We start from the raw sequence: 23,896 nt of genomic DNA, 5'->3' as shown, positions 1-23,896 counted from the left end.
TGCCGGTTCGGGCAAATCCGTTAAAAAGCCCTGCAAAGAACTTGAAGGAGATATTGATATGGCATATGTAATAGCATTGGCAGGGAAGGGCGGAACAGGGAAAACGAGTATTGCCGGTCTTACGGTCCGGTATATTGTCGAGAAAAGAAAAAAGCCGGTGCTGGCTGTTGATGCCGACAGCAATGCCTGCCTGAATGAAGCGCTGGGTGTGCCGGTGCATGCGACGATCGGATCACTGCGCGAGGAATCACTTGAAAAGATCAGAAGCGGCGGCGAGCGGCCGGGCGGCATGGCCATGGAACAGCTTTTCGACTATCAGGTTCAGCAGTCAGTTATCGAAGCCAAAGGATTTGACCTGATGGTCATGGGACGGCCTGAGGGGCCTGGCTGCTACTGCGCTGCGAACAATATCATCAGGAAATATACGGACAAGCTCTCGGAGACCTATCCCTATGTTGTGATCGACAACGAGGCGGGCATGGAGCATCTGAGCAGACGGACGACCCATAAGGTTGACATGCTTATGATCGTGAGCGACCCCACGGTGCGCGGCATTAAGACTGCGCGCAGGATAGCTGATCTCGTGAAGGAGCTGAACCTTGAGATTGAGAAGTATGCCCTGATTATAAACCGCGTTTCCGGTGAAGAAGGTGCAGAGCTTAAGGCCTTTGCAGAGAGTCTCGGCCTGACCGTTGCCGGCCTTGTGCCGCAGGACAGAGGGGTCTTTGAGCACGACCTCGCAGGCAAAGCTATCTGTGACCTGCCGGAGAGCTCGCCGGCAGTCCAGGCAGCCTTCTCGATCTTTGATACGTTCCAGATACCGTAAGAACCCGCTTGGCCAGTTCAGTGAATGTACGTTTGAATTACCGGCAGGCGATAATCTATCTGGTCGTGGCAGCTCTTATGTTCGGCGCGGGGTGGGCTTCCCATATCATTAATCAACGCTATTACAGCCATAAGCACCGATGGGTTGCTCTGAAGGGTTTTCGCTATACCAATCCTCTCCTCGACGTCGAACTTCCCGAAGGCGTAGATATTTCGAATGAGCCTATCCCGTTTAAATACAAAATCGAGTCCTTCGTAAGAGATCAGATCAGAAGAAGACAGGCGACAGATATTGCGGTCTATTATCGTGATCTGCACGATGGCCCATGGTTCGGCATTAATGAAGACATGCAGTTTAATCCGGCCAGCATGATGAAGGTGCCGGTGATGATCGCAATTCTAAAAAGGGCGGAGAGGGACCCCTATCTTCTCAGGCGAACACTTGCATATGACGGCAAGTCAGACATGAGCACAACGCAGAACTTTAGGCCTCGGCATACGATTACACCGCACCGTCCCTACACCATAGAAGAGCTCTTGCGATATATGATAAGTTATTCCGATAACAATGCCACTGCAGTGCTCTATAATGACTTGAACCCGAGAGAATTAAGCGCAGTGCTGGATGGCATGGATATTGACAACAGGCCGAATGATGATGAGAATTCCGTGTCAGTCCACGGATACTCGGGATTTTTTCGGATCCTTTTTAATGCTTCATTTTTGAATCGCGAAATGTCTGAAAAGGCGCTTCAGCTGCTGACCATGGAGGACTTTTCACAGGGTCTTTCTGCAGGGGTGCCCCAAGGCACCGAGATTGCGGCCAAGTATGGAGAGAACGTGCAGGGGATGAAGGGAGAGATCAAACAGCTGCACGAATTCGGCATTGTGTACCATCCGAAGCACCCATATATTATTGGGATCATGACAAGGGGAAATGACTTTGGCATTCAGACTGGGATCATAAGGGAGATTTCCCGAATGATCTATGCCGAGGTAGATGCCGGCGCCGTCAAATAAAACGGATGGTAAATGGACTGAGCGCCATCATATCGGTGCTCATGGCCGCTCAGAGTTGCTGCGGTTACGTCCGGTATTCTGCGTTGATCCTGATATAGTCCTCGGTCAGGTCGCAGGTGAGGATCTTGACTGAAGCCTTGCCTGCGTGGAGATCGACCGTTATCTTCAGTTCTTTTTTCTTCATCTCTTCGGTCGCTTCCCTGTCCTTGTTGTTCATGATCCCTTTTTTGACAACCTTTACCCTGTTGAAATAAACGTCCGTCTTTTCCTGATTGAATATGATCCCGGAATACCCCACTGCGGCCATGATCCTGCCCCAGTTGGCATCATTGCCGTAGATGGCGGTCTTTACCAGGCTTGAGTTGGCAATTGTCATCGCAGCCTGCTGTGCATCCTTTTCCTTCTTTGCATTCTTTACGACGACTTCCACAAGTTTAGTTGCACCTTCGCCGTCCTTTACGATAAGCCGTGAAAGTTCATAGGTCAGATCATCGAGCGCTTTCTGGAATGCAGGGAACTCAGAAGAATTTCTGGTAATGGGTTTGTTGCCGAGCACCCCATTTGCCATGATCAGAGCTGTGTCGTTGGTTGACGTGTCGCCGTCTATGGTGATCCGGTTAAAGGACTTGCCTACCGCACTTTTCAACGCAGCGTGAAGTGTCTTCTTCTCGACTGCGATATCGGTGAGGATGAAGCAGAGCATGGTAGCCATATTCGGCGCGATCATGCCCGCACCCTTGCAGATGCCCGCAATGATCCCCCGTTTTCCCTCAACCTTTATCTGTGTCGAGGTTATCTTGGGGAAGGTATCGGTCGTCATGATCGCCCCTGCAATGTCATCAAAAGATGCATTGCCCAGACCTCCTGTCAGCGGACCGATCGAGGGCAAGATCCTCTGCATCGGCATAGGGGTGCCGATGACGCCGGTCGAGCATATATATATCAGGTCAACATTGATGCCAAGCTGCTTTGAGGCTGATGCGGCCATATCACGGGCATCCTTCATGCCCTGCTTGCCGGTGCAGGCATTCGCATTGCCGCTGTTGACCATGATCGCCTGGCCCCTGCCTGATGCTGTTTTCTGCATGCAGAGCTGGACCGGAGCTGCCTTGACCGTGTTTGTCGTAAAGGTGCCGGCAATCGCTGATTCAACCTCGGAGAAGATCAGCGCCAGATCTTTGCGCCCCGGTTTCTTGATCGCGGCCTCTGTTACGGAGAAGAAGAATCCTTGCGGGATCATATTGTCAGATGATTTTTTCATGTGAATAGAATATATGGATTCGGCCCCTGTTTTCAACTGACGTGATAATGAACGGTGCTGTTTTTTGCACATTGTTTCCGGATCTGCCGGTCCACCTGTTTTAGCATGTGCTGCCTTGTTGTGTTACTCTACTACATGGCAAAGGTGATTGTCGGTATGAGCGGAGGCGTTGATTCAAGCGTTTCTGCATACCTTCTTAAACAGCAGGGGTATGATGTTGAAGGCGTCAGTTTAGTTCTGTACGAGGCGAGACAACGTTCAGGGCCTGCTGTCTGCTGCTCGCTTGAGGCGCGGGACAGTGCTGCAGACACAGCAGCAGCATTGGGCATTAAACACAGGGCCATAGACGTTCGTGCTGCCTTTATTGATAACGTTGTCGATCCTTTTGTGGAGTCTTATAAGAACGGCATGACTCCTAATCCCTGCATACTCTGCAATAAGCACATAAAGTTCCCGTATCTTCTCAGGGCTGCGGATGAGGCAGGGGCAGAGTTCATCGCAACAGGACATTATGCGCGGGTGGAAGATCTCAGCTATTCAGCGGTCAGCGGTCAGCAGTCAGCAAAGTGCCTAAAGAAGGGGATTGATCTGAAGAAAGATCAATCGTATGTCCTCTATGTGTTGAGCAGGGAACAGCTTGATCGGCTCCTGCTTCCGCTTGGTGACCTCGCCAAGGAAGAGGTCAGGAATATAGCCAGATCATTGCATCTTCCGGCGGCAGACAGACCTGAAAGTCAGGAGATCTGTTTTGTCGATGATAATGACTACAGCGGTTTTATCATGAGGCTTGCGCCAGAAACAATAAAGCCAGGACCTATTTTAGGAACGGATGGCAAGATCGTCGGAACGCACAAAGGCATCTTCTCCTATACGATCGGCCAGAGAAAAGGGCTCAATATCGCCTCCCTTGAGCCCCATTATGTAACGCGCATCGATCCCCTCAGCAACACCATCCAGGCGGGTTCGCGCGAGGAGGCCATGGCACAGCAGATCAGTGTCAGGGAGTTGAACTGGCTGCTCCGGCCCGAGTCATCTTCGTTCACCGCAGCAGTGAAGGTAAGGTCTATGATGGGGGCGAGAAATGCCTCGATTCAGGCAGATGAAAATACTGCGGCCGTCCTGTTCGATGAACCCCAGTGGGCGCCTGCTCCCGGTCAGAGCGCGGTCTTTTACGATGGCGATGTGGTGATAGGAGGAGGGATCATTTCGAGAGAACCTTCCGGATAAAGACGATGGCTGACCGGTAAAGATATTCCCATGCCGTGCGGCAGCGCTAATAGACCAATGTTATAGCATTCTTTACTGATGTGATCGCCGCTGGTGTTGTGCCAAGGTGGTCCCCGTCGATCTGGATATGAGCATTGCCCGTGATCGCTATGGATGAGGCCTTGAGATACAGGACATCCTTTTGTCTCAGATGTGAGCCCTTGATGACACCTGCTGCATACCGAAGCAGATCCGCCCGGTTCTTGCCTTTGAAGATACAGACATAAAAATACGGATCGAGGATATCGGCGTCAGGAGTTATTTTAAAGCTGCCGCCATACCTGCTTGCCTTCCCTATGATCCCTGCGTAGCCGGTATGCTGTTTTCCGTCAATGCTGAAGATCAGCTCTGTCGGATAATAATGGATGAGATTGCTGATGCCGCTCCAGATGTATGCGCCTTCGCCGGAGACCTTTTTCAGTGTGCTGTTCACATCATACACCGCTTTTGCATCAAAGCCGACACCTGCCATGAGGCAGAAATGACGGACAACAGGGGCGTGGTCAGCAGAAGCCTCGATCCTGCCCAGACAGGCTGTTCTGACCTGTCCGTCGATTGCACGCTCCATGGCCCCTTCGACAGAGTCGGGGATGGAGAGTTCCCTGGCCAGTACATTGGTCGTTCCGAGCGGCAGGATCGCCAGCGGCGTATCTGACATGACCATGCCGTTCAGCACTTCGTTTATGGTTCCATCCCCGCCTGCTGCAATAATAAGGCGTGGCCCTGTTCTTGCAGCCTCGCGGGCAAGCTCCTCGGCGTGACCCCTTCTTTCCGAGAAGAGAAGTTTTGTTTCAAAACCTCTTTTCTGCAGATATGCGGTTGCCCGTTTTACCTTTTCAAAGGATGAGGTGCGCGCTGTCGGATTACTTATGATAACGATCGAGGATTTCATCGATGGTCTTTTCCCCTGAGCATGGTTTTATACGTTGTATCATGGCAGGTGTCCTTTCGAGATACTGCATGACAGGCTGGACGTCTGCATCTTCCTTGATAAAGAATATCCTGCCGCCCCTTCTGTCCCGCTTTTTCTTGATATGGGGAATACGTATATACCCCAGAGATGCTGATGCAACATATCCGGTTGTGTAATCAGGGTCGTCAGATATGCAGACCTCTGCAACGATATCCCTGCACGATGCGACCTTTGAAGCCAGAACAAGTGCCTCCCTGACTGTCTGTGTGTTGATGTTGAGTTTACTAAGTCCTGAGGAGAGTGCTTTGTCTGCTGGCCTTGCAATGCCGAACCGTGAAGCTCTTACGCCCCGCTGCATGTCAGGTTCTACGCGTCTGCCTGATGAGGCCCGCACCAGGCTGGCCCCGCGCATAGACTCTTTATTCCTCAGGATAGATAGTGCTGAGGTTATCGCCTCGATTGAAACGCCTGATCTTCTCAGCAGTATGTTGATGATGGCTATTGCGCCAGCAGAAGAACCGCATTTCACGGTCATGAGCGGCAGGGCTGTTATGGACCTCAAGGGCTTATTCAGTCTTTCGATGGTGACGACAATACTGTCCGGCTTTCCGCGCGGATGCGCTATCGCACGGTCAACATATTCCCGGACCATCTTTTGTATCTCTCCCCTGGAACAGATCGTTTCCGCTCCGGAGATATGGATTTCAGATGTTTGGGGCTGGAGGCCCGGGATTGGCAGGCAGCTCTTTGCCCTATGCGCTTTGCTTTTTGCCGCCTGCTTCGACGCCCTCATACGTATGTTCCACATAGGCGAGGTCATCGCATTATCGGGCAGGGGGAAAGAGTCATCTGACCGAGAACCCGAGATCTCTGATGAACCTGAGATCATCTTCATAGCCTCTGCCGAGCGTTGTGAGATAGTTGCCGATCAGAAGGCCGCTTGCGCCGGCCAGAAAGATATAGGAGTTTAGTTCATTGAGGGTCTGAAGGCGGCCGCCGCATACGCGTATCTGCTTGTCAGGAAGGATAAAGCGATAAAGACCGATGATCTTCAAGGCTTCCAGCGGTTCGAGGGGTTTTTGCCTGCTGAGCGCTGTCCCCCTGATAGGGGCAAGAAAATTGATCGGCACGGAATCAGGGCCGAGGTCCCGGAGCGCAAAGGCCATTTCTATCCTGTCCTTCCAGGTCTCGCCAAGTCCGAAGATGCCGCCTGAGCAGACAGAGAGACCCGCTTCCCGGGCATTGCGGATAGTCTCCTTCTTTTCGTCGTATGAATGGGTCGTGCATATATTCGGGAAAAAATGCTCGGATGTCTCAAGGTTGTTGTGGTAGCGTTTGAGCCCTGCCTTTTTCAGAAGTTTCAGGTCATCGCTGGTGAGAAGTCCGAGCGTTGCGCAGGGCAGAAGGCCGAGGTTCTTTACGCCGGTCACCATATCTGCGATCTTCAGGAGCTCTCTGCCGGAGACCCTCTTGCCGCTGGTGACAATGCAGAACCTCTTTGCCCCGCCTTTTTTTGCCTCTGCTGCCCTGGCGAGAACCTGTTTTTTGTCGAGAAGCGGGTAAGCTGTTACCTGAGCCCTGCTTCCTGCTGACTGGGCACAGTATGAACAGTCCTCAGGGCATTTCCCTGATTTTGCATTTATGATAGAGCAGAGATCAACGTGGTTTCCCTGAAAATGATCCCGTATCCTGTTTGCAGCGGCAAAGAGTTCGAAGAGGTCCTGTCCGGAAGTCGCCGCGAGAAATTCCGCGTCTGCTGCAGACAATCTTTTCCGAGAAAGGGTTTTGACCTCAATCCTTCTCAGTCTGTCAGCGTTCATGCGATATGTCATGAATGCACGGGATTACCGGGACAGGCTATCCATTTCTGAAATTGATCTTCTCTGCAAGCTCATCGCGCGTGAAAATACCCTTTTCGACAAGCAGGTCAACTATGCTGGCGACCACGGCATGCTCAATATCTCCCGCGATGAGTTCCTTCTGATCCTGCGCAGGTTCTTGCCGCGTGTGAATATCCTGCACGAGCTCATACTGTGATCCGGAAGGAGAAAAGGTCATGTCCACAACATGTGTTTTTCTTTCAAGCGTGGTGGAAGCGGTCATGGGGTCATAGAAATGGTCGAGTGCCGTATGGATATCCGACTCAAGCGCCAGAACCGGCTTCACGCGGACCCCAAGGAGAAATCCGAGATCGTCAAGGATCTTAAGGTCCGTCGGGTCTGAGGTCGCGGCTATCAGGGTTTTGCCGTCGAATTTCTGTGGCAGTATACCGAACTTTCTGGCTGTATCTTCTTTTACAAGGCGCATGACTTCTTCAGACGGTTTTTCGAATCGTTCCAGCGGCATGCATTTCATACCCATCTGATTTTCGATGACAGATATCATCGCTGATTCATTTACAAAGCCTTTCCGGATAAGAACGCCGCCGAGTCTGCCTCCCCATTCTTTCTGGTGGGAGAGCGCCGCTTTGAGCTGCATCTCATCTATCAGACCCGCTTCCATGAGAAGCTCACCGAGTTTTTTTCTAATTACAGCCATTTTTGTTCCTCCCGTCTAATACCGTATTTCGAATACCTGTTCTCCCCGGGGATCTTCCCAGGTGATAGCAACATCGGTCACGCGGGCTCCGGAAGGCCCTCTTTTACAGGCAAGGATCGCCCGTTCAATATGCTCTTTCTCTCCCTCAAGCACTGCTTCAACGCGGCCGTCATGCATGTTTCTGACCCATCCGCTCAGCCCGAGTTTAATTGCCTGATCCTGCGCGAACGCACGGTAGAATACGCCCTGAACTCTTCCGAATATGAGAAGATGAGCGCGTGAGATCATGCGAACATTATAACAGAAAAAAAGCAGATCTCAGCCAAGGTCATTGTTGAGGCTAAGGCGGGAAAAATGCATCTCTGCATTTCTCTATTCTGAACCTCAGCCTGATTCTCTCTTGGCCTTGACCTGTCTTTTTACTCTCCCAGATATGCATGCTGCACTTTTTCATTGACGAGCAGGTCTGAGCTTTTGCCTGCAAGGGTGATGCTGCCGTTCTCAAGAACATAGCCTCTGTGCGAGAGCTTGAGCGCTGCCCTGGCATTTTGCTCAACAAGAAGGATCGTTATTCCTTCGCTGCTGATCTCCTGTATGGTCTTGAAGATCTTGCTCACCATGATCGGTGCGAGACCGAGCGAGGGCTCGTCAAGCAGGAGGATGTCAGGATTTGACATGAGCGCCCTTCCGATAGCAAGCATCTGCTGTTCTCCTCCGCTCAGGGTGCCGCCGGGCTGATCCTTACGTTCATCGAGGATCGGAAAGAGCCGGCAGATCTTTTCAAGGGATGCTCTGAAATCTCCCCGGCCGAGGAATGCGCCCATCTGGAGATTTTCGAAAACGGTCAGCCGGGGAAATATCCTCCTGCCCTCAGGCACCTGACTGACGCCCATCTGAACGATCCTGTGAGGCGGCAGTCCTGCAATGTCCGTATCTCCCAGCAGGATAGTGCCGGACCTGGATTTGAGAATGCCCGATATGGTCATGAGGCAGGTGGATTTTCCGGCGCCATTGCTCCCGATAAGTGAAACGATCTCTCCCCGGTTGACTTCCATATCAATACCCTTGAGCGCTTTGACCGGCCCATATCCGGCATGGATATTTTCAAGTCTCAGCATGGCAGTCAGTGCAGTTCCTTGCCGAGATATGCCTCGATGACCAGGGGGTTATTCTTTACTTCATGCGGGCTGCCTTCTGCGATCTTTACCCCGTGGTCCAGCACGATGATCCTGTCCGATATGCCCATCACAAACTTCATATCATGCTCGATGAGAATGATCGTTTTGCCCATCTCCTGCATCTTCCTGATCGTTGCCATCATCTCATCAGTTTCGAGGGGGTTCATGCCTGCTGTCGGCTCGTCCAGAAGAATGAGCTGAGGTTCTGACGCCATTGCCCGGGCTATCTCCAGCCGGCGCTGCGCCCCGTAAGGAAGGTTTCCTGCTGCCTGATCAGCGAATGCTTCAAGGCCGAGAAACGCAAGATATTCAAAGGCTGTCTGGCGAACGGATGCTTCTTCATGAAGAAACGACGGCGCATGCGCAATGATCGGCAGCAGGCCTGATCTTATCTTTGCATGCTGCGCCACCATGACGTTCTCGATCACGGACATGGCCTTAAAAAGCCTGATGTTCTGAAACGTGCGGGAGATGCCGAGACGGCTGATCCTGTCCGCTGAAAGGTTTGAAATAGTATTGTCCGAAAAGATGATGCTCCCTTTGGTCGGCCTCATGAACCCGGTCAGACAGTTGAAAAGTGTGGTCTTGCCCGCGCCGTTCGGGCCGATAATACTCAGGATCATGCCCTGTTTAACGGAAAAAGTGACATCTTCAACGGCCCTGATGCCGCCGAAGCGTTTCGAGACTGCCCTAACTTCGAGGAGCACTGTGTCCTCCGAAAAGCCCCTGAGGTCTGAAGATCATCAGGAGCACAACACCGGCACCGAGAGCGAGCATGCGGTACATCTGGATATCTCTCAGCGCCTCGGGAAGAGCAACAAGGATGACTGCGCCGACGATGACGCCTGCAATGCTCCCAAGCCCGCCGAGAATGACCATGCTCAGGATCAGCACTGACTCCATGAAAGTGAAGCTTTCAGGTGAGATGAACTGCATCTTTGCTGCAAAAAGACAGCCTGCAAGACCTGCCCAGAACGCACCGAAGGAAACAGAATAAAGCTTATACCGTGTAATCCTGATGCCCATGGCAGATGCTGCGATCTCATCCTCGCGCAAGGCGATCCAGGCCCTGCCTATTTTTGAGGCGTGGACTCTTCTGATGACAATGACCGAAAGGACAACAAAGAAGAGGACAAGATAGTAAAAGGATGAAAGCGGCGCAAGGGACGTACCGAAGAAAAAAGGTGCTGCAATGCCGCTGATACCGTTCGGCCCTTTGGTGAAGCTGTCCCAGTTGTTGAGCGTTATCCGCACGATCTCACCAAAGCCGAGTGTAACCAGCGCAAGGTAGTCCCCCTTCAGTCTGAGCGCAGGCGCGGCAAATAAAAAACCGGCTGCCGTAGTGATCACCACGGACAGGGGCAGTGCTGACCAGAAGCCGAGGCCGAGCCTGGTATTCAGCAGCGCGAAACTGTATGCGCCGATCGCATAGTATGCCACGAACCCGAGATTCAGAAGGCCGGTGAAGCCGACGACGACATTGAGTGCCAAGGCAAGGATCATATAAATGCCCGCGAGGACCGCAACATCAAGGACGTAGTTCCGGGAGAAGAACGGCACGGTCAGTGCCGGAAGGATCAGAAGCAGAAGATAGCGTGGATCTCCGGGCATGAGCCCCGCAACATTCTTCCGGACAATTTCTGCTGCCCGGGAAAAAGGGTCTGACAGCCTGGATGCCATGGTCACGACCAGGAGGGCAAGAAACATAAGGATGCATAGTACGCCTGCGGCCTGAAGACCCTTGAAAGGCAGGAAAAGCAGGGCTGACCAGAGGCTTATGCCGCCTGCCCTGAGCAGTGTCTTTATGAAGGCATTGTTCATATCTTCTCTTCAGATGCCTTTCCGAGAAGCCCTGCAGGCTTGACCAGAAGGATAATGATCAGGATGATGAAGGCATAGGCATCTTTGTACTCGCTCGAAATATAGGCTGCGCCGAGACTCTCGATCAGGCCAAGAAGGATCCCGCCGAACATGGCGCCCGGAATATTGCCGATACCGCCTAAAACAGCTGCAGTGAAGGCCTTGATGCCGGCAGAATAACCGATCGAATAGTTCACCAGTCCGTAGTAAACGGAAACCATCATGCCTGCCACGGCTGCCAGACCTGAACCGATGATGAACGTGATCGATATGATGTTGTCTGTATTGATACCGACGAGAGCTGCCATGTTCTTGTCCTGGGCAACAGCACGCATTGCCTTGCCGGTCTTTGTCCTGCTGATAAAGGCGTGAAGGAGCAGCATGATCAGACCGGAGATACTGATTATGGCAGCCTGCATATAACTGACCTGAGTCGCTGCAACGGTGAAGCCTGCATTACCCAGGACTGAAGGGAATACCTTATCTGTGGCGCCCTGGGTGATCATTACGTAGTTCTGAAGGAAGATCGAAACGCCGATTGCGCTGATCAGCGGGCTGAGCTTCGGGGCCCGCCTGAGAGGCTTATATGCCACTTTCTCCATGGTAAAACCGTAGGATGCACAGAAGAAGACTGTGAGTATGAAGGTGAGCACGAGTGTCAAGGGCATGCTGTATGCGGTCAAGCCGATCGCGGTAAAAAAGCCGAGGATGATGATGCCGAGGTAGGCGCCGAGCATATAGATCTCGCCATGCGCAAAATTGATCAGTTCAAGGATGCCATAGACCATGGTATATCCAAGGGCAATGAGGGCATAAACACTGCCAAGCGTCAGGCCATTAATGATCTGCTGAAAGAACACAGGGAATATTACCAGAAAGAACGCACCGAGGGAAACGGCAGGGCAGAAGGGGTGACGTAAAAACAGATCAGCTTTTTATTTTTCTGATAGTATCCCTGACGCGCGTTTCGTAAAAGTCTTCGATTTTGGCAATGATCTCAGGATTTGACTCGATCAGCTTTTCGATGTCCAGCCTGCTGATCTCATGCACCTCGACCGCTCCGTCCGCGATCACCGCAGCGGTCCGTGGTCTGCCGGTCAGAAAGCCGACCTCACCGAAGATATCGCCCTCGCCGAGCACGGCAAGCTCCAGTTCCCTGCCGAGCATATGCGCGACGACCCGTGTTCTGCCGGACCGGATAATGAACATGGAGTCACCGGAATCGCCTTCTTCTATAACATGCTGCTTGTCCTGATATTTCCTGACGGTCAGGTCATTCATGAAGCTGATGACTTTTTCTTCAGGCAGGTCCCGAAAAATCTCCGGTATGCATCTCTCCCGGCGTTCTGAGAGGGGCGTGAGCAGCTCTTTCATGGCCTCGGTGATATCCTCATTCGATACGGCAGGCTTCTGGCCGTAGATGAGATTAATGGCCTCATCATCACGGGAAGTCTGTTCCCCCGAGGGTTTTCCGGCCCCAGGTCTGAACATTTTTGTATCCAGCGCTTCGTATGCAGACTCAAGCCAATCCCCGCTTTCGTCAGGAACTTCGGTCTGCTCCGGAGCAGGCGACTCTGCCTGCTGCGAGCCGAGCGTATGAAACGGTATTGCCTCAACAGATGGGCCCGGTTCAGGGGTCGCAGGCTCCTGAACCTGCGGGGGAAGGTCTTCCTGTGGCCGGGGAGGTTCTGTTGTCAGTGAGGTGCTTTCCAACATGTCTGTCATGTCCGGGGGAAGTATGTCAGAAGTAATTATTTTGTCTTCTGCCGTATCCGGCGAAACAGCAGTCCTTTCGAGCCAGTCGGAGGTCTCGGGAACTTCAACGACTGCAGGTACTGTTTCCTCGGAAATGAGAGGCAATTCTTCAACTGCCCCCGACGCTTCTATGGATGAGGAGGTCTGGATCGGTATGTGAGGCGCTGTCTTGGCGGCCTCGAACTCGTCCATCAGCATCTCGGCACGCTGGATGATCTCGGGATTGTGGGGGTCGAGCCTCAGGGCTATCTTATACGTTGCAAGTGCTTTCTGGGCAAAGCCCTGCATGCGGAGGAGCTGTGCTGCATGGGTGTATGCGGCTATCGCCTCAGTTTTATCGCCTGTCCGCTGGCAGACGTCACCGATCTTTACGAATGTTTGCGGGTTGTGCTTTTCCTGCTTCGAGATGAGCTGAAGGATATTTTTTGCGGTTTTCCAGTCTTCTTTTTTGACCGCGTCGAAGTATGTTTCCCATTGTTCTTTTGCCATGTGTGGTATCTCTGAAATTCCCCCTGGTTGTCTGCTCTCATTAAAATACAAACCAGCTGTTTTGTCAATCCTAGGGCTCCAGCATTAATTTCTGAATTTCCCGTCAGTAAATTTCATCTGCTACAATACCTGATGTCTGATTCGACAAAGGCTGAACTCTTAGGGCTTCTGCAGGCCTTCTCCCCGGGAGATATCTACTCGGTTGCCCCCAAGCAATATGTGGTAAGGGGCTTTGACTATTACAGGCAGGGCAAGCTGCTCGAAGTTGAATGGACACCCGACCAATCCGCGATTATAGCAACCGTAAAAGGGACAAAGACCTATCAGGTCGCGCTTAAGGCCTCAGGCAGTCATCTTTCCTTTGGCTGTGGCTGCCCGGCATGGTCCTTTCATTCCAACTGTAAACATGTCATATGCAGTTTGCTCACGATCAAGAACCTGCTCGATCCTACTGCATTCAAAATCATCAATAGAGATGAATTTCGCAGGCAAGGCCTTCTCAGGGAACTCTTCGATGACCAATTACCTGCTGATGATACTGTCATGAACAACGACAAGACTGAAGAGCCTGCCCCTAAAGTCAGAGGGTATTCCCTTATCATCAACAAAGGGAAACAGATAAACGAGATATATATCAGGCTTGATGACAGGAGATTACGGCAATACCACCATACCTGTCCCCATGAACTGAGACAGTTTGTGCATCCCCTGCCGTCGTACCTGTATAGGGGCAGGCTGCTTGATTTTGAGCAGTTTCTTCGTCGATACGGCAATAAACATTCGATCATCCTTAAAACTGAAAGCGGAGAAACAGGTATACAGTTCGAGGACGTCAAGCAGTACAGGACATGCACCTTGTTTGACGCGTACCCCGAACACGTGGAAATCAGCAAGCTCAGCATGCATGAGGACAGAGAGATCGGAGCGACAGGTATTTCCGGTGATTATATTTTTGACCTTGATGCCGGAACATTCAGTCTTATCAATGACAGGCGCGGCTGGCAGTTCTGGAATGAAGCAAACGACATTTTGCATACCTCTGACGCATACGAGGGAGCACCGGATTATGACAATACCTCTTTTCCCCTCCCGGTCGGGATGTTCCGGATGTCTCAACTCATATTTTCCTCTTCTGAAGGAGATGTACCCCTTGGCCTCATTCTGAAGACAGAAGGCAGACCTGCCAAGGTTTTGAAGTCTGTTCCCTCATACCGGATGATGATCAGCCAGGTTCCGGAAGCAGATTTATTCACCTTGCGGGCCGAATGTATCATTGAGAGTATGCCGGCATCCCCTACCTTTAAGCTCTTCAGGATGCTGACCTCCACAAGAAGCGGCTTTTCTTCTAAACTGCGCATTCATAAGAGGAGAAAGGTGCTCTGCCAGGCATTCTTCGACATGCTCATGGAAGAGGCAAAAACAGGCGCCGATAGTGTCATTAAGAAGGCTTTGGCCAATGGGGACTTTCGACGTTACCGTATAAAAAGGGAGGCACGAGAAGTCCTGAAGGCGCATCTCGCCATCTTCAGCCATGACGAGCGGCAGCTGCTTCTTCAGAACAATAGATGGCTGTCCGTTGATCTGAATAAAAAGAGAGAGCTCTCCCTTTACAGAATCGCCTATGAGATATTTGGCTGGGAGATCTTCAAGGATATGCAGCAGCACGACCTTATGATCGTTTCGGCGGAAGAAATGAGCAGGAACCTGCCCCTCCTGTATGAGCGGTTAAAAGAGCAGGAGATTGAGCTTTATTATGAACAGAAGCCGGTAAAGACAACCTCATGGGATTTTGCCTTCGATGCTGCAAGACCCTCAAACCTTGACTGGTTCGAGATCAGGCCTGAGATACGGTGCGACGGAAAATTGATCGACGAGAAAACGTGGCAGAAGATACTTGCAGGCCGGGGGATGAGTGAACAGGACGGCTGCATCCGGATCCTTGATGCAAATTCCCAGAGGGTGCTGTCCATGATCTCCGACTTCTGTAAGACAGACGGGAAAAAGAAAGGAGGCCGCAGGGAAGTGGTGCAGGTGCCGCGTCTCCGTATCCTGGACTGGATCATGCTCAGGAACAACGGTGTAAGGATCAGGCTTCCCCAGGAAGATGAAGAGATCATCAACCGCCTCACCACTTTCGATAAGATTGATGCCCGTCCCCTGCCGTCAGGGCTGAAGGCAAAACTGAGGGCCTATCAGAAGACCGGATATACATGGCTTGCCTTCCTTTATGAAAACAGGTTCGGTGCCTGCCTGGCAGACGACATGGGGCTCGGAAAGACGGTTCAGGCCATAAGCCTGCTTGGAGGCATCAGGGAAGGGCGTATCAGCTGCAGGGGACGAGATGAGCAATATCCTCATCTCGTTGTATTGCCGCCAAGCCTTCTCTTTAACTGGGAGAATGAAATATCAAGGTTCTACCCCGGCCTCAAGATTGTCTTTTACACAGGCAAGGAACGGAACACCTCCTTTGAGGGCTTTGATGTTGTGCTTACCACCTATGGCCTTGTGAGGAGGGATATCGAAAAGCTCAAGGAGATCAAATTCGATGTCATTATCTTTGACGAGGCCCAGGCGATCAAGAATATATATGCCGATGTTACCGGAGCGGTGAGACAGTTAAAGGGGAATTTCAAGCTCGCCATGACCGGAACACCGGTTGAAAATCATATAGGAGAATACTTTTCGATCGTTGACCTTGCCGTCCCCGGACTGCTTGGCGAATATGAGGAATTCAGACCGCTGATCAGGCAGGAGGTTTCTCCTTCGCTCAACAGGATCATAATGCGGACGAGGCCGTTTGTGCTTAGAAGGACCAAGGAGAAGATACTGAAAGAGCTGCCGCCCAAGACAGAGACCGATATCTATCTCGATCTCACCGAAAAACAGAAGGCGCTCTATAAGAGGACCGTCGCACAGGTCAGACAGACCATTGATGAGGCTTACCGCACAAAGACCGGACAGCAGGCCCAGATCATTGCCCTGACCGCCATACTGAAGCTCAGGCAGCTCTGCGTGTCACCGCAACTCCTCTCCCCTGAGATAAAGGAGCCATCCCCGAAGATCGTATTTTTGATCGAAAGTCTCAGAGAACTTGTGGAAGAGAATCACAGCGCACTGGTCTTTTCGCAGTTCACGTCCTTTCTGGATGTTCTTGAGCAGGATCTTGTGAAACATAAGATAGATTTTTTGAGGCTCGACGGCTCGACGCAGGTGAAGAAAAGAAAAAAGCTGATCGAATCTTTCCAAAATGGAGACGGCCCGTCAGTCTTCCTCCTGAGCCTGAAGGCAGGGGGACAGGGGCTGAACCTTACCAGGGCTTCGTATGTATTTCATCTCGATCCGTGGTGGAACCCTGCTGTGGAAAACCAGGCATCTGACAGGGCTCACCGCATAGGCCAGAAGAAGAATGTCACCATCACCCGTATCCTGATGCGTCATACCATAGAGGAAAAGATGATGGCGCTCAAAAAAAAGAAGCTCGAACTCTACAAGGCGGTGATGGATGAATCAGGGTCAGGGAAGAAAGGCTTCTTCGTGACAAGGGCTGATTTTAATTTTCTGCTTGGCTAATATGTGTCGCGACCTTCAGATGCTTCATTCAAAATTCTGCTTCTTTAAAGTCGTTTTTTCTGGAGCTCCTCCAAAAATTTATGACAGGCAGAGCTTCGATGCAGTTTCAGCGCAGGAGCAGGTAATCTGCTCCACTCATCTATCTACGGATGGGGGATTATTGCTAAGGGGAGAAATGAGGGCAAAAATGTTATTATTAAATCTCTTATCAATAAGGAGGAAAGCTATGCGAGTAATAGACATTCCACAAATTGAAAAATTGGGTGTAGCAGAAAAAATTCTTCTGATCGAGGATCTATGGGATAGTATATCTGCTGAAGAATCTGCCATCCCTGCCCCCCAGAGTCATATAAAAGAACTGAATAGAAGGTTTGCAAGGTACAAATCTTATCCGGGAGCCCTTTTATCTTTGGATGAACTTAGGATAAGAATAGAATCAAGGAAATGACATATACCCTGCGGTTTCTTCCTGAAATTGAAGAGGATCTAATCAACGGTTATATGTGGTATGAAACAAAATCTATAGAGGTCTCGGTGAAGATTTCCTTCGTATGTTCTATGCCTATGTTAATGAAATTCCATTGAATCCCCTGCTTTATCCAAAAGTGTATCAAGACTTTCGGCGTCGTCTGCTTAGAAGATTTCCCTTTGCTATCTACTTTTCGATAGAAAACGAGCAGATTATTGTATTCGGGCTCTTTCATTGCGCGCGCAACCCGCAAACTATAGATGCAGAACTCGAAAATAGAGAAAAATAGAAACCCGGTAATCGGGTGGTCGAGGATAGGTAGCCCCCAGCTTTTTTAAGGGGATACTAACGCTAACGTAGAACAATGAAAAGTAAATACGAGGCAATAATTTGCAATTTGCATCTAACATTACTGACATTGTATTGACCATAGATGCTTTCATGTATGATATTTTCTCATCAAGGCTATCAAAAAGTTGCTCGTGCAGGCATTGATTGAGCCTCAACTTGTGGTGGATTTAAAGAAATGTTAGGTGGTTTCTTTGATATATTAGGGACTGTCGGAATAGACCTGCTTATTTACATGTCGTATATTTCATGCTTAGCGCTTGTTTCCCCAAGATAGTTGGCCAAGGCCACTATACATCACTTGTACGCCGGTTTCTGCTATAATCTTATACCGAAAAATCAGACTTTATATATACCGGAGGGACCCTTGAAACCGAGCATTACTGTTGAGCTTGCATCACGAGTGAAAAATCTCCCCCCCTATCTTTTTGCGACCATAGACAAGATGAAGCAGGAGGCAAGGGCTAAGGGTGTTGACCTTATAGATCTCAGCATCGGCGACCCTGACATCCCTACACCAAAGCATATTGTGGATGCCATGAAGAAAGCGGTCGAGAATCCTGAACATCACCGGTATCCTTCATACGAAGGGATGCTCTCCTTTCGCCAGGCTGTTGCTGCATGGTACAAAAGCCGCTTCAATGTTGACCTCGATGCAAAAACAGAAGTGCTCTCCCTGATCGGATCAAAGGAGGGTATCGGTCATATTCCTCTTGCCTTTGTGGAGCCGGGGGATGTGGTGCTTGTCCCGTCGCCGGGCTATCCGGTGTACCCTGTCGGGACCCTTTTTGCCGGCGGGGAAAGCTATATGATGCCCCTTGTCGAAAAGAACAATTTTCTGCCTGATCTCAAATCAATTCCCGTGGATATCCTTAAAAGGACTCGGCTGATGTACATCAACTACCCGAATAACCCGACCTCTGCCTGTGCGCCGAAGTCGTTCTATGAAGAGGTGATCGAACTTGCCGGCAACAATAACATCATTGTCTGCCATGATGCGGCATACAGCGAGATCTACTATGACAATGAAAAGCCGATGAGTTTTATGGAGGTTGACGGGGCAAAGGAAGTCGGCATTGAGATGCATTCTCTTTCGAAGACCTACAACATGACCGGTTGGAGGATTGGCTTTGCGGTCGGCCATAAGGATGTGATCGCGGGCCTTGGCAAGATCAAATCAAACCTTGATTCAGGCGTATTCCAGGCAGTGCAGGAGGCTTCCATAGCTGCACTCGAGACAGATGACAGTATCCTTGCCGAGATCAGGGGCACATATCAGGAAAGAAGAGATGTGCTTTATGCCGGTCTCAAGGACTTTGGCATGGAAGTTATCAAGCCCAAGGCATCCTTTTACCTCTGGACCAAAGTTCCTGCAGGATATGACTCCTCATCTTTTGTTGCGCACCTGCTCGACAAGGCAGGAGTGTTAGGCACGCCGGGCAACGGCTTCGGCGCTCCCGGGGAAGGCTATATCAGATTTGCGTTGACCGTCCCCTCTGTTCGCATGAAGGAAGCGGTCGAGAGGATAGGGAAGGCGCTGTAAGATTGAGAAAATCGAGCATTTTTGTATAAGAGTCCAGTTATAGGGTTAAAAATTCCTCCCCTTTCCAAGGGGAGGTTAGGTGGGGTATTGGAATATCTGCCAAAACCTCCCCAACCCCTCCTTGCTAAGGAGGGGCTACCACCTGTAACTGAAGGGATACTATCTTTATCCTCTACCTCTTGTCTTTTTCATTCTGACTCCTGAATTCTATCTTTATGTCCACGGTCCATATCGGCATAGGCTCCAATCTCGGCAATAGACAGGAAAACTGCCTTGAGGCGATCAGACGGCTTGAGCAGCACGGCGTCGCTGTTTTGAAGCAGTCATCTATGATCGAGACTGCGCCCTGGGGAGTGACTGACCAGCCGCAGTTCATTAATCTTGCGATCGAAGCGGTGACTGACCTCAGCCCTGAAGCACTTCTCCTGCTTTTGAAAGATATTGAAAGAGCGATGGGCAGAGAGACAATGGAGCACTGGGGTCCGCGCGTTATTGACCTTGATATCCTCTTTTATGACGACAGGATCATTGACTCGGCTGAGCTGAAAATTCCTCATGCCCATCTGCATGAAAGAGATTTCGTGCTGATACCTCTTAGGGAGATCGCACCCGAAAAAGTTCATCCTCTCCTGAAAAAAAAGATCTCAGAACTGAAGATACAGATACCAAAGCAATTCGGCAAATAGAAAAATCCGGGTATTTATTCTATAATATTGCTTCTCAATCACACTAAAAAACAACCGTAAGGAGGAAGTATGATAAAAGTTTATTACGATAAAGATGCGAATCTGGGAGTGCTGAAGAAAAAGAAGATCGTGATCATGGGATATGGCAGCCAGGGGCATGCTCATGCGAACAATCTCAAGGAAAGCGGCATGGATGTGACTATCGGCGTGAGGAAGGGCTCAAGCTGGGACAAGGCCAAGGCAGCCGGCTTCAAGGTCATGACTCCTGCAGATGCAGCAAAGATCGCTGATGTGATCATGATCCTGCTTCCTGATGAATATCAGGCAGATATATATAATTGCGAAATCGCGCCGAATATGAAGAAGGGCGTGTACCTTGCCTTTGCACATGGGTTCAACATCCACTTCGGTCAGATCGTGCCGCCTGCGCATGTGAATGTGTTCATGGCTGCTCCGAAGGGGCCGGGCCATCTCGTCAGGGCTGAATATTCCAGGGGTAGCGGCGTTCCCTGCCTCATCGCAATCCATCAGGACCCGTCCAAGAACACCAAGAGCATTGCTCTGGCATATGCGTCAGCCAATGGTGGCGGCAGGGCCGGCATCATTGAAACGACCTTCAAGGAAGAGACAGAAACAGATCTTTTCGGTGAGCAGGCTGTACTCTGCGGCGGTGTCACCTCTCTCATCCAGGCAGGTTTTGAGACACTGGTCGAGGCAGGCTATGCCCCTGAAATGGCATATTTTGAGTGCCTGCATGAGGTCAAGCTTATTGTTGATCTGATCTACGAGGGCGGCATATCCAATATGCGGTACTCGATCAGCAATACGGCCCAGTATGGCGACCTTACCCGGGGGCCGAGAGTGGTCACTGAGGAAACAAAGAGAGAGATGAAGAAGATCCTTACCGAGATCCAGGACGGCGTTTTTGCAAAGGAATGGATGCTTGAATGCAAGGCGAACAAGCCTACCTTCAATGCCCTTACCCGGAAAGGCGAGCAGCACCAGATCGAAGAGGTAGGCGGCAAGCTCCGCGCCATGATGCCCTGGCTCAAGAAGGGTAAGCTGGTCGATAAGAGCAAGGCATAACACAGATTCAGGTCAAGGCTAAGGTTGAGGAAAGGAAATCCACAGCCTTAGTCACGGCCTTTTAATGAAATGAAATTCGCTCCCGAAGGCTATCCGTTCATTACCTTTTTTGCAGCCCTGTCCGGGATCGTGTTCTGGATCGGGGGAGGCGGCGTTGCTTTGATCTCCCTTCTGCTGACCGTGTTCATGTTCTACTTCTTCAGGGATCCTGAACGGAAGGTACCTGAAGGAAAGAATATCTTTGTTGCACCTGCTGACGGAAAGATCATCGTTATCAGGGATATTCTCGAAGCTGAGCATCTGCATAAAGATGTCAGGCAGATAAGCATATTCATGTCACCGTTTAATGTGCATGTGAACCGCGTCCCCTGCGATGGCAGGGTAAAGACCGTCCGGCATGTAAAGGGGAAATTTCTCGCTGCCTATAAGGACGAGGCTTCGATGCAGAACGAGCATATCGACATGGTATTTGAAACGCGGTACGGAGATCTCCTGCTGAGGCAGGTTGCCGGTTTTGTCGCCCGCAGGGCTGTCTGCAGAAAAAGCGAGGGAGATGCACTGCAGGCAGGAGAGCGCTATGGCCTGATAAAGTTCAGTTCAAGGGTCGATATCTATCTTCCGAAGGATGCGGTAATAACGGTCAGGATGGGGGATATGGTCAGGGCAGGAGAGACGGTCCTGGGCCGGATCTCAGGGGGGTAGGAATATGGAAGCCGGACACAAACAGCATGGCGAAAAGCAGCCGAAGAAGGGAGTTTATCTCCTTCCGAACACGCTGACGCTCTGCGGCATGTTCTGCGGTTTTTATGCCATCATGTCTGCAATCAACGGCAATTTTCTCCATGCTGCCTGGGCAATACTGCTTGCGAATATTTTTGACGGCCTTGATGGCTGGATCGCGCGTCTGACAAATACGACGACACGATTCGGCGTCGAGTTGGACTCGCTCTCAGACCTCGTTGCATTTGGCGTTGCGCCTTCGGTCATGATGTACAAGTGGGCGCTTATGCCTTTTGGCAGGCTCGGCTGGGCGGCAGCCTTCCTGTTCGTTGCCTGCGGCGCGCTCCGGCTGGCACGCTTCAATGTCCAGACCGGCAGTTCAGGGTCAAAGGCCTTTAAGGGAATGCCGATCCCCGGAGCTGCATCCATCCTCTCCTCCGTGGTCATTTTTTATTATGTGCACTGGGAAGGTATACCGGGTAAATCCGTTATGTACCCCTTTCTTACGATCTTTCTTGCCCTGCTGATGGTCAGCACACTCAGATACCATGGGTTAAAGGAAGTCGACTTCAAAGAAAAGAAGCCCTTCTGGATGCTTATTGTCTTTGTAATGATCCTGTTTGTGATGCTGATCCATCCGTCCACTGCCATTTTTGTTTTTGCGATGGCATATCTTATTTGGGGTATAATAGAAAATATTATACTCCTGGTCAGGAAGCAGAGACAGCAGCAGGAACAGCCGCCAGGAGCAACAGGGGTGCAATGATGAGAACGATAAGGATATTCGACACGACCTTGCGCGACGGCGAGCAGTCGCCCGGCTGTTCGATGAATGTTGATGAGAAGATTTCGATGGCAAAGCAGTTGGTTAAACTCGGCGTGGATGTCATTGAGGCAGGGTTTCCCATAGCCTCCCCCGGCGACTTCGCAGCAGTCAAACGTATTGCAAATGAAGTGCATGGCACTATAATTGCCGGGCTTGCCCGCGCAAAAGAGGAGGATATCAGAAGGGCCTGGGAAGCGATCAAAGATGCACCAAGGCACCGCATCCATACGTTTCACTCGACCTCAGACATACACCTTAAATATCAGTTTCGGGTGAGTCGCGAAGAAGCGCTTAAACGTTCCGTTGCCATGGTAGCGTTTGCAAGGAGTCTTGCAGAAGATGTTGAGTTTTCTCCTATGGACGCAACGCGCACCGAGCTTCCCTATCTTATCGAGGTTGTTCAGGCAGTGATCCGGGCAGGTGCTTCGACCGTGAATATCCCGGATACGGTCGGGTACACCACGCCCTCAGAGTTCGGCGCCATGATCAGGGCGATCAAGGAGAAGATCGGCAGCAGTGCTGTCATAGCAGTCCACTGCCACAATGACCTTGGTCTTGCCGTTGCCAACTCGCTTGCCGCTATTCGTAACGGCGCAGGGCAGGTTGAATGCACGATCAACGGCATCGGCGAGCGTGCCGGGAACTGTTCCATGGAAGAGGTGGTGATGAACCTTGCCACACGGAAGGATTTTTATAAGGCGACCACGAATATCAATACAAAAGAGATCATCCGGACGAGCAGACTCCTGACGAGGATTACCGGCATGCATGTTCAGCCGAACAAGGCGATCGTCGGCGCGAATGCCTTTGCCCATGAGTCAGGCATTCATCAGGACGGGCTGCTCAAGGAAAAGATGACCTATGAGATCATGCGGCCTGAGGATATCGGTCTCAAGGAGACCGAACTGATCCTCGGCAAACATTCAGGACGTCACGCCTTCAAAACCCGTCTTCAGGAACTCGGCTATGACCTGGCGCCCGAAGAGATCGAGAATGCTTTTGTAAAGTTCAAGCATCTGGCAGATCAGAAGAAGGAGATCTTTGACGAGGACATAGAAACCCTGGTGACTGAGGAGTTCTCGAAGATCCCGGCGGTGTTCAGGCTGATGGACCTGAAGGTGGCGAGCGGCATGGGAGTGGTTCCGAAGTCTACGATCAAGATGAAGATCAGGGGCAGGTCTGTCCAGAAGACGGCCAGGGGCGACGGTCCAGTGGATGCAACGTACAAGGCGATCGCCGGCATGACAAAGACCAAGAGCAATCTTCTGAAGTTCGAAGTAAAGGGGATCACCGGCGGCACTGATGCCTTGGGAGAAGTGGTCGTTACCCTTGAAGAGAACGGGAAGAATGCACGGGGCCAGGGTGCTGACACGGACATTATCGTTGCCGCTGCCAAGGCGTACATCAACGCTTTGAACAAGATCGCCTCACGGAAAAAATAAACTTTTTCCCCTGTCTTCGGCAGCATTGAAACTATTCGCATACTGCATACTAAAAAAAGCTATCGCCTGCAAACGCATTGCAGGATTCTTCATTGGAGGAC

At 51.0% G+C, this 23,896-nt stretch carries 22 protein-coding genes; 11 read left to right on the top strand and 11 right to left on the bottom strand.

All coding sequences use genetic code 11. The features are described 5' to 3' along the window. The first annotated feature begins 58 nt into the window (after positions 1-58). Together HZB62_09530 and HZB62_09525 are read left to right on the top strand one after the other, a co-directional pair. Positions 59-826, top strand: a complete 768-nt coding sequence (locus tag HZB62_09530; protein ID MBI5075385.1) for an AAA family ATPase — start codon at positions 59-61, stop codon at positions 824-826. 8 nt (positions 827-834) lie between these two features. After that, entirely contained in the window at positions 835-1,845 is a 1,011-nt protein-coding gene (locus HZB62_09525; GenBank protein MBI5075384.1) for a serine hydrolase, read from the top strand. Positions 1,846-1,909: 64 nt separating this feature from the next. Here the strand turns inward: HZB62_09525 and argJ are convergent, their stop codons facing one another. Next, the gene (argJ, locus tag HZB62_09520; GenBank protein ID MBI5075383.1) at positions 1,910-3,085 is read right to left on the bottom strand and encodes a bifunctional glutamate N-acetyltransferase/amino-acid acetyltransferase ArgJ; all 1,176 of its coding nucleotides are present in this window, start codon (positions 3,083-3,085) and stop codon (positions 1,910-1,912) included. A gap of 141 nt (positions 3,086-3,226) precedes the next feature. Here argJ and mnmA point away from each other — a divergent pair, with 141 nt between their 5' ends. Next, entirely contained in the window at positions 3,227-4,333 is a 1,107-nt protein-coding gene (mnmA, locus tag HZB62_09515; GenBank protein MBI5075382.1) for a tRNA 2-thiouridine(34) synthase MnmA, read from the top strand. A 46-nt stretch (positions 4,334-4,379) separates the two neighbouring features. Here the strand turns inward: mnmA and HZB62_09510 are convergent, their stop codons facing one another. The 10 genes from HZB62_09510 to HZB62_09465 all read right to left on the bottom strand — a co-directional run bounded on the left by HZB62_09510 (position 4,380) and on the right by HZB62_09465 (position 13,105). Then, complete coding sequence (locus HZB62_09510; GenBank protein MBI5075381.1) at positions 4,380-5,264, bottom strand: diacylglycerol kinase family lipid kinase; 885 nt, start codon at positions 5,262-5,264, stop codon at positions 4,380-4,382. Then, positions 5,236-6,180 carry a 6-carboxyhexanoate--CoA ligase gene (locus HZB62_09505; protein ID MBI5075380.1) on the bottom strand — a complete coding sequence of 315 codons (945 nt, stop codon included), beginning with the start codon at positions 6,178-6,180 and terminating at the stop codon, positions 5,236-5,238. Before HZB62_09505 ends, HZB62_09510 begins: the two co-directional genes overlap by 29 nt. After that, positions 6,131-7,105: a biotin synthase BioB gene (gene bioB, locus HZB62_09500; protein ID MBI5075379.1), complete on the bottom strand. Its 975-nt coding sequence runs from the start codon at positions 7,103-7,105 to the stop codon at positions 6,131-6,133. The genes HZB62_09505 and bioB overlap by 50 nt, the downstream gene beginning before the upstream one ends. A 37-nt stretch (positions 7,106-7,142) precedes the next feature. Then, a complete protein-coding gene (locus HZB62_09495) occupies positions 7,143-7,823 on the bottom strand; it encodes a hypothetical protein (protein ID MBI5075378.1) in 681 nt (226 codons plus the stop codon). A 15-nt stretch (positions 7,824-7,838) separates the two neighbouring features. Continuing rightward, positions 7,839-8,111 (bottom strand): acylphosphatase, encoded by a 273-nt coding sequence (locus HZB62_09490; GenBank protein MBI5075377.1) that lies wholly within the window; start codon positions 8,109-8,111, stop codon positions 7,839-7,841. 131 nt (positions 8,112-8,242) lie between these two features. After that, on the bottom strand, positions 8,243-8,941 hold the full coding sequence (locus tag HZB62_09485) for an ABC transporter ATP-binding protein (protein MBI5075376.1): 699 nt from the start codon (positions 8,939-8,941) through the stop codon (positions 8,243-8,245). A gap of 5 nt (positions 8,942-8,946) precedes the next feature. After that, the gene (locus HZB62_09480) at positions 8,947-9,708 is read right to left on the bottom strand and encodes an ABC transporter ATP-binding protein (protein ID MBI5075375.1); all 762 of its coding nucleotides are present in this window, start codon (positions 9,706-9,708) and stop codon (positions 8,947-8,949) included. Continuing rightward, entirely contained in the window at positions 9,692-10,822 is a 1,131-nt protein-coding gene (locus HZB62_09475; protein MBI5075374.1) for a branched-chain amino acid ABC transporter permease, read from the bottom strand. Before HZB62_09475 ends, HZB62_09480 begins: the two co-directional genes overlap by 17 nt. Then, on the bottom strand, positions 10,819-11,721 hold the full coding sequence (locus tag HZB62_09470; protein MBI5075373.1) for a branched-chain amino acid ABC transporter permease: 903 nt from the start codon (positions 11,719-11,721) through the stop codon (positions 10,819-10,821). The genes HZB62_09475 and HZB62_09470 overlap by 4 nt, the downstream gene beginning before the upstream one ends. Positions 11,722-11,788: 67 nt before the next feature. Beyond that, positions 11,789-13,105, bottom strand: a complete 1,317-nt coding sequence (locus HZB62_09465) for a cyclic nucleotide-binding domain-containing protein (GenBank protein MBI5075372.1) — start codon at positions 13,103-13,105, stop codon at positions 11,789-11,791. Positions 13,106-13,237: 132 nt separating this feature from the next. On the opposite strand from HZB62_09465, the gene HZB62_09460 reads away from it, so the two are divergent. From HZB62_09460 to HZB62_09425, 8 genes are all read left to right on the top strand, one after another. Continuing rightward, the gene (locus HZB62_09460) at positions 13,238-16,675 is read left to right on the top strand and encodes a DEAD/DEAH box helicase (GenBank protein ID MBI5075371.1); all 3,438 of its coding nucleotides are present in this window, start codon (positions 13,238-13,240) and stop codon (positions 16,673-16,675) included. 226 nt (positions 16,676-16,901) lie between these two features. Next, entirely contained in the window at positions 16,902-17,123 is a 222-nt protein-coding gene (locus HZB62_09455) for an addiction module protein (protein MBI5075370.1), read from the top strand. A 748-nt stretch (positions 17,124-17,871) separates the two neighbouring features. Continuing rightward, positions 17,872-19,035: an LL-diaminopimelate aminotransferase gene (locus tag HZB62_09450; GenBank protein ID MBI5075369.1), complete on the top strand. Its 1,164-nt coding sequence runs from the start codon at positions 17,872-17,874 to the stop codon at positions 19,033-19,035. 215 nt (positions 19,036-19,250) lie between these two features. Beyond that, positions 19,251-19,721, top strand: coding sequence for a 2-amino-4-hydroxy-6-hydroxymethyldihydropteridine diphosphokinase (gene folK, locus HZB62_09445; protein ID MBI5075368.1), 471 nt, complete (start codon positions 19,251-19,253; stop codon positions 19,719-19,721). Positions 19,722-19,793: 72 nt separating this feature from the next. Beyond that, positions 19,794-20,807 carry a ketol-acid reductoisomerase gene (ilvC, locus tag HZB62_09440; GenBank protein ID MBI5075367.1) on the top strand — a complete coding sequence of 338 codons (1,014 nt, stop codon included), beginning with the start codon at positions 19,794-19,796 and terminating at the stop codon, positions 20,805-20,807. A gap of 69 nt (positions 20,808-20,876) precedes the next feature. Continuing rightward, positions 20,877-21,509, top strand: coding sequence for a phosphatidylserine decarboxylase family protein (locus HZB62_09435; GenBank protein MBI5075366.1), 633 nt, complete (start codon positions 20,877-20,879; stop codon positions 21,507-21,509). A gap of 4 nt (positions 21,510-21,513) precedes the next feature. Continuing rightward, positions 21,514-22,293 carry a CDP-diacylglycerol--serine O-phosphatidyltransferase gene (gene pssA, locus HZB62_09430; GenBank protein ID MBI5075365.1) on the top strand — a complete coding sequence of 260 codons (780 nt, stop codon included), beginning with the start codon at positions 21,514-21,516 and terminating at the stop codon, positions 22,291-22,293. Beyond that, on the top strand, positions 22,293-23,795 hold the full coding sequence (locus HZB62_09425; GenBank protein ID MBI5075364.1) for a 2-isopropylmalate synthase: 1,503 nt from the start codon (positions 22,293-22,295) through the stop codon (positions 23,793-23,795). The genes pssA and HZB62_09425 overlap by 1 nt, the downstream gene beginning before the upstream one ends. The last annotated feature ends 101 nt before the right edge of the window (positions 23,796-23,896 follow it).

This window comes from Nitrospirota bacterium (assembly GCA_016214855.1).
Taxonomy (GTDB): Bacteria; Nitrospirota; Thermodesulfovibrionia; order Thermodesulfovibrionales; family UBA6898; genus UBA6898.
This window is presented reverse-complemented; position numbering and strand designations above follow the sequence as displayed.

What these genes read in the sequence shown, in the direction of transcription:
- HZB62_09530 (MBI5075385.1), top strand. Translation starts at nt 59, where the DNA reads ATGGCATATGTAATAGCATTGGCAGGGAAGGGCGGAACAGGGAAAACG.
- argJ (MBI5075383.1), bottom strand. Translation starts at nt 3,085, where the DNA reads ATGATCCCGCAAGGATTCTTCTTCTCCGTAACAGAGGCCGCGATCAAG.
- HZB62_09510 (MBI5075381.1), bottom strand. Translation starts at nt 5,264, where the DNA reads ATGAAATCCTCGATCGTTATCATAAGTAATCCGACAGCGCGCACCTCA.
- HZB62_09505 (MBI5075380.1), bottom strand. Translation starts at nt 6,180, where the DNA reads ATGAAGATGATCTCAGGTTCATCAGAGATCTCGGGTTCTCGGTCAGAT.
- bioB (MBI5075379.1), bottom strand. Translation starts at nt 7,105, where the DNA reads ATGAACGCTGACAGACTGAGAAGGATTGAGGTCAAAACCCTTTCTCGG.
- HZB62_09495 (MBI5075378.1), bottom strand. Translation starts at nt 7,823, where the DNA reads ATGGCTGTAATTAGAAAAAAACTCGGTGAGCTTCTCATGGAAGCGGGT.
- HZB62_09490 (MBI5075377.1), bottom strand. Translation starts at nt 8,111, where the DNA reads ATGATCTCACGCGCTCATCTTCTCATATTCGGAAGAGTTCAGGGCGTA.
- HZB62_09485 (MBI5075376.1), bottom strand. Translation starts at nt 8,941, where the DNA reads ATGCTGAGACTTGAAAATATCCATGCCGGATATGGGCCGGTCAAAGCG.
- HZB62_09475 (MBI5075374.1), bottom strand. Translation starts at nt 10,822, where the DNA reads ATGAACAATGCCTTCATAAAGACACTGCTCAGGGCAGGCGGCATAAGC.
- HZB62_09465 (MBI5075372.1), bottom strand. Translation starts at nt 13,105, where the DNA reads ATGGCAAAAGAACAATGGGAAACATACTTCGACGCGGTCAAAAAAGAA.
- HZB62_09460 (MBI5075371.1), top strand. Translation starts at nt 13,238, where the DNA reads ATGTCTGATTCGACAAAGGCTGAACTCTTAGGGCTTCTGCAGGCCTTC.
- HZB62_09455 (MBI5075370.1), top strand. Translation starts at nt 16,902, where the DNA reads ATGCGAGTAATAGACATTCCACAAATTGAAAAATTGGGTGTAGCAGAA.
- folK (MBI5075368.1), top strand. Translation starts at nt 19,251, where the DNA reads ATGTCCACGGTCCATATCGGCATAGGCTCCAATCTCGGCAATAGACAG.
- HZB62_09435 (MBI5075366.1), top strand. Translation starts at nt 20,877, where the DNA reads ATGAAATTCGCTCCCGAAGGCTATCCGTTCATTACCTTTTTTGCAGCC.
- pssA (MBI5075365.1), top strand. Translation starts at nt 21,514, where the DNA reads ATGGAAGCCGGACACAAACAGCATGGCGAAAAGCAGCCGAAGAAGGGA.
- HZB62_09425 (MBI5075364.1), top strand. Translation starts at nt 22,293, where the DNA reads ATGAGAACGATAAGGATATTCGACACGACCTTGCGCGACGGCGAGCAG.